Genomic DNA, 4,490 nt, shown 5'->3' with positions numbered 1-4,490 from the left:
GTCGTGCCCGCCGCCCACCATGATCTGGCCGTCGGCGCAGGGGTTGACCGCGTAGATGTTGATGGCGAGGTCCCAGTTCCCGTAGCGGGGCCGGACCGAGCCGTCCATCCCGTTCCATCCCCAGTTGTAGTCGATGATCCGGATGACGCCTTCCGCCGCGGTGCACTCGACGAACTGCCCCTTCCCGAGGAACTTCTCCCGGGCGTAGAGGGCCGCCATCGCGCCCATCGCCGCGAAGGTGCCGCCGACCTGGTCGCACAGCCACCACCCCGACCGGGTCGGGGTGCCGCCGAACGACACGGGTGCGCCGGTGCCGTGGACGAAGCCCATGGAGCACTGGGCGACCGGGTCCATCGCGCCGGGCTGATCCTTCAGGGGGCCCCACTGGCCGCGCTGGCCGACCCAGAGATAGACCAGCCGCGGGTTGATCTCGGAGAGCTGGCGATATCCGATCCCGAGGCTGTCATAGTGGCCCGGGGCGGAGTTTTCGATGAGGATGTCGACCTGCGGGATGATCGCCTTCAGCAGGTTGCGTCCCTCGTCGGTATCGATATTGAGGGTGACGGACAGCTTGTTCCGGGCCTCGGCCAGGAACCGCGCGCCGCACTTCTCCCCGTTCTGGGCGGTGAACATGTACTCTTCCCGGCCGAAGGGGGTCAATTTCCGGAGCGGATCGCCGCCGGGCGGCTCGACCATGATGACCTCGGCGCCGAGCTCCGAGAAGTGCGAGGAGCACCAGTGGCCGATGATCATGTTCGTGGTCATGTCCAGGACGCGGATTCCGTTCAGCGACTCGGGCTTGTCGGCGTTGAACTGCTGCCGGACCGCCGACTCCACCCAGAGGGAGTACTCCTTCCGCTTCTCGTCCACACCGGCATACACTTCGTCCACCGTCGGTGCGGGGATGGCGGGCCAGGGAAGGACCTTGATTTTGGGCCGCTTCTTTTCGGTGCGCCAAGATTCTGCCATGCTTCCCCTCCTTCTAGAAATTTGCTTTCGAACGTCTTCTCCCGTGCCGATAAACCAGCTGTTTCCCTGCCCGGTTCCTTGCGAAATCACCGCTCTTCCGCTTCGATCACCCCCCTTTCCTTATGGAATCGGGAAACGCCTCCCCCCGGAATGCTCCGTAATGGCGGAGGGAAAAAACCGCCGAATATCACGGGGTTCCATGAATTCATCGGCGTGGATTTATAAATGCGTTTTATTTTATACCGCGACAGCCCCGCACCTGTCAAGCGTTTTTTCACAGGTAAAACGCATTTTGAATCATCCCCCTCTACTGGGTTCGCTTCACCCGTTTCAGAAGGATCTGGCAACCCACCGTTCCGTAGGCGATCCCGTCCCGGTTCGGGGCGATGAGCGGGATCGAGGAGACCACCTCCCACCCGTCCTCCCCGGCCTCCCTGAGCCACGACATGTCTGCCGTCAACCCCTCCGGCGTGTCCTTGAACATCACCATTCGGTCCATGTATTCGAACATCATTCCCCCGCCACCTCCCCCTTGTCCTCATGCCGCTCGAACCCGGCGGCGTCCGCGATCGCCGCGCGGATCGCCTGGTACGTCTTCTCCCGATCCTCGCCCCGCTGCCCCGCCATCCGGACCGACGAGACCGTGACGGCGTCGTAGAGCCGCTTGATCCGCTCGCCGCCCCCTTCCCCGCCCAACCGCTTAAGGATCTCCCCGTGGCCGCCGACGTACCTCGGATCGGTCAGGAGGGCGATCTGCTTCCCGGCGTCCGACAGATCCTTCTCGGTCTCCGAAAGGAGGAACCGGGCGAGGTGGCGGGCCATCATCGCGGAATCCATCATCTCGTTGTCCCTGCGAAGCGCCGCCGCCCGCTCCTCCTCCGGCATCAGCTTCCATACGATGTAGTCGACCGGCTTCGTCATGGCCATCCGGCCGATGCCGTACCGCTCGATGAAGCTGGTGATCGACCGGTCGCCCAGATCCTCCGAGATCGCCAGGATCAGCTCCCGCAACCCTTTCGACGGCATCTCGAAGAAGGAGGGGTACTTCCCGAAGAAGGGGGCCACGATCCGGCGGGTCTCCTCGACCGTCAGCAGGTCCAGGTGGACCATCGCGGTAAGGCGCAGATCCTTGAGCGACATCGCGGCGAGGGTCTTCCGAAGCTCCCGCAACCGGTATTCCGGAGGGACCTCCCGGGGGTACTTCTCCATCGGGGGGCCCAGCAGCGTCTCCGGGTCGGCGGGCAGGCCGGCGGCCGCGCCCGCCAGGGTCCGGACCTCCCGCAGGATCCGCTCTCCCTCCTCCGTTTCCCCGGCCTCCACCGCGGCGCAGACCCGGGAGGCGCTCTCACCCGCGGACTTCCGCAGCCAGGCGTCCGGAACGTGGCGCAGCCGCTCGAGAAGATCGAAGTAGAGGGTGAATTCGAGGACCCCCTCGTTGAACCCGGGGTCGCCGACCATGTACGTCCGGAACAGCATGGCGGCGCGGGCGACCTCCCGCCGGAGCTGCAGCGACGGCACGTCGGCCAGGCGGGCCGCGATCCGGGGCCATTTCTCCCGGACCGACATCTCCTGGTACTCCTCCTGCGTGAGGAAAGGGGGGTCGAACCGCTCGCCGTCCCGCTTCCTCTCCTCGAGCTCCGCCACCGCGTAATCGGTGTACCCGGGGACGAACTCCCCCGCGAACTGCCGGAGCTCCTGCTCCGACATGTGTTCGCTGTACCCCTGGAACATCTTCGCGCGCGTCTCCTCGTCGATGCAGTCGCCGAAGATCCGCATCGTGAACCGGAGCTGCGGCTCCATGAACTTGTCCATGTTTCCGAGGATGTTGGCGGCGCGATCGCGGAGGCGCTGGCGGACCAGCTCCACGTAGGAGTTCACGCGGCCTCCCCCGGCACGCCGAAGAGGGCCCGGATCACGGCCACGACATCGCCCCTGCGCTCCCTCGGGTACTCCCAGGTGGCCGACACCATCGCTCCGGTGAAAGGGAAATCCCCGTCCTCCTCCTCCCCGCCGCACGATCCGCCCTTCACCGTCTGGGGGGGGGAGGACGGTTCCGCGCCGAGGGCCCCGGAGACCTCCGAGAGGAGGGCTTCGCCTTCCTTCGTATTGGTGGACTGTACGGTGCAGTAGGTGGAGACGACCGAAACGAAGCACGGGAAGAGGTCCCCGCCGGGGGCGTCGACCAGCGCGTCCAGGTTCCACTGCGCGGCGGATTCCCGGACCGACGTCTTGCGGCACGTTATCCCCATCGGCACCCTTCCGGCGACCGCCGCGTCCGCTCCCGCACTATTCGCCACCTTCCTTAAGCTTCTTCCGCAGGATGTGGAGGAGGGCGTCGGGGTCGAACGCCAGCGCCCCCGTTTCGTGGTACAGGTCGCCCAGCCACTCTCCGATGTGGGCCCGGTGCTCCTCGAGGATGTCGAACCCGGCGTCGAACACGAACACGACGACGCACCGGACGTCGCCGTCGTAGTGGCGGAAGGCGAACGTCCCGCCGGGAAGTTCGTGGAGGTCGATCGCGAGGATATCGTCGCCGGTCAGGTCGAACGACCGCTTGACGTCGGCCATGGTGCGGACCCGCCCCGCGATCGTGATCTCGGACCTTCCGGACCAGAGGGGGCCGAACCGCCCTTCGATGGTTTCCTTGTCCCGGACGCTCAAACGGTCTGCTCCTTTTCCAGAACCCGGAGAGGGGAGAAATAAAACAGGTGGTGCGACGGAGCGTACATTCTTACCTCGAGGGGCCCGCACTGTCAAGCCGTTCTATAATCGTGTTTTGCGATTTACCGAAAAGCCGCGGAAATCCCGCCCTTTACCTTGACACGCCAACGGCCGGGGCGGTACAATCACCGCTCTTTCCAGACCGGAATCCCCCTTCCGAGGAGGCACCCTCCGTGGCCCGACTGAAGACGACGACCTCGAGCAAGTTGTTCGTGCTGGCGAAAACCTTGATCCCCGGAGGGGTGAACTCCCCCGTCCGCGCGTTCCGCTCCGTGGGAGGAACGCCGCTGTTCATCGAGAGGGCGAAGGGCGCCACCGTCCGGGACGTGGACGGAAACGTCTTCATCGATTACGTCGGCTCCTGGGGGCCGATGATCCTGGGTCACGCGCACCCGAAGGTGGTGGCGGCGATCCGGGCGACCGTGGGCCGGGGGACGAGCTACGGCGCGCCGACACCCGGAGAGGTCGGCCTCGCGCACCTCATCCGGAAGGCGTTCCCCTCGATCGAGAAGGTGCGGCTGGTATCCTCCGGCACCGAGGCCGCGATGAGCGCGGTGCGGCTGGCGCGCGGCTACACCGGGCGCGACAAGATCGTCAAGTTCGAGGGCGGCTACCACGGCCACGCCGACGCGATGCTCGTCAAGGCCGGCTCCGGGGTCCTCACCTTCGGGCAGCCCGACTCGCCCGGAGTCCCCGCGGAGGTGGCCCGGCACACGCTGACCGCGAACTTCAACGACGCGGCATCGGTCCGCCGCCTCTTCGAGAGGAACCGGAAGCGGATCGCGGCCGTGATCGTGGAG

6 protein-coding genes are annotated in these 4,490 nt (G+C 66.0%); 1 reads left to right on the top strand and 5 read right to left on the bottom strand.

All coding sequences use genetic code 11. The features are described 5' to 3' along the window. The 5 genes from HZB86_11570 to HZB86_11550 form a co-directional block, all read right to left on the bottom strand. Positions 1-969, bottom strand: a 969-nt coding sequence (locus HZB86_11570; protein MBI5906161.1) for a CoA transferase, incomplete at its 3' end; no start/stop codon positions are given. 307 nt (positions 970-1,276) lie between these two features. Then, positions 1,277-1,483 (bottom strand): hypothetical protein, encoded by a 207-nt coding sequence (locus HZB86_11565; protein MBI5906160.1) that lies wholly within the window; start codon positions 1,481-1,483, stop codon positions 1,277-1,279. Next, entirely contained in the window at positions 1,480-2,847 is a 1,368-nt protein-coding gene (locus HZB86_11560) for a hypothetical protein (GenBank protein ID MBI5906159.1), read from the bottom strand. Before HZB86_11560 ends, HZB86_11565 begins: the two co-directional genes overlap by 4 nt. Further along, positions 2,844-3,266 (bottom strand): hypothetical protein, encoded by a 423-nt coding sequence (locus HZB86_11555; protein ID MBI5906158.1) that lies wholly within the window; start codon positions 3,264-3,266, stop codon positions 2,844-2,846. The genes HZB86_11560 and HZB86_11555 overlap by 4 nt, the downstream gene beginning before the upstream one ends. Beyond that, positions 3,256-3,630 (bottom strand): hypothetical protein, encoded by a 375-nt coding sequence (locus tag HZB86_11550; GenBank protein MBI5906157.1) that lies wholly within the window; start codon positions 3,628-3,630, stop codon positions 3,256-3,258. The genes HZB86_11555 and HZB86_11550 overlap by 11 nt, the downstream gene beginning before the upstream one ends. 242 nt (positions 3,631-3,872) lie before the next feature. Between HZB86_11550 and HZB86_11545 the strand changes: the two genes are divergently transcribed. Further along, a partial coding sequence (locus HZB86_11545) for an aminotransferase class III-fold pyridoxal phosphate-dependent enzyme (protein MBI5906156.1) occupies positions 3,873-4,490 on the top strand: 618 nt, incomplete at its 3' end.

The organism is Deltaproteobacteria bacterium (genome assembly GCA_016234845.1).
Classification (GTDB): Bacteria; Desulfobacterota; Deferrimicrobia; order Deferrimicrobiales; family Deferrimicrobiaceae; genus JACRNP01.
Note: the sequence above shows the minus strand (reverse complement) of the source record. Positions and strands in the feature narration are given on the sequence as shown.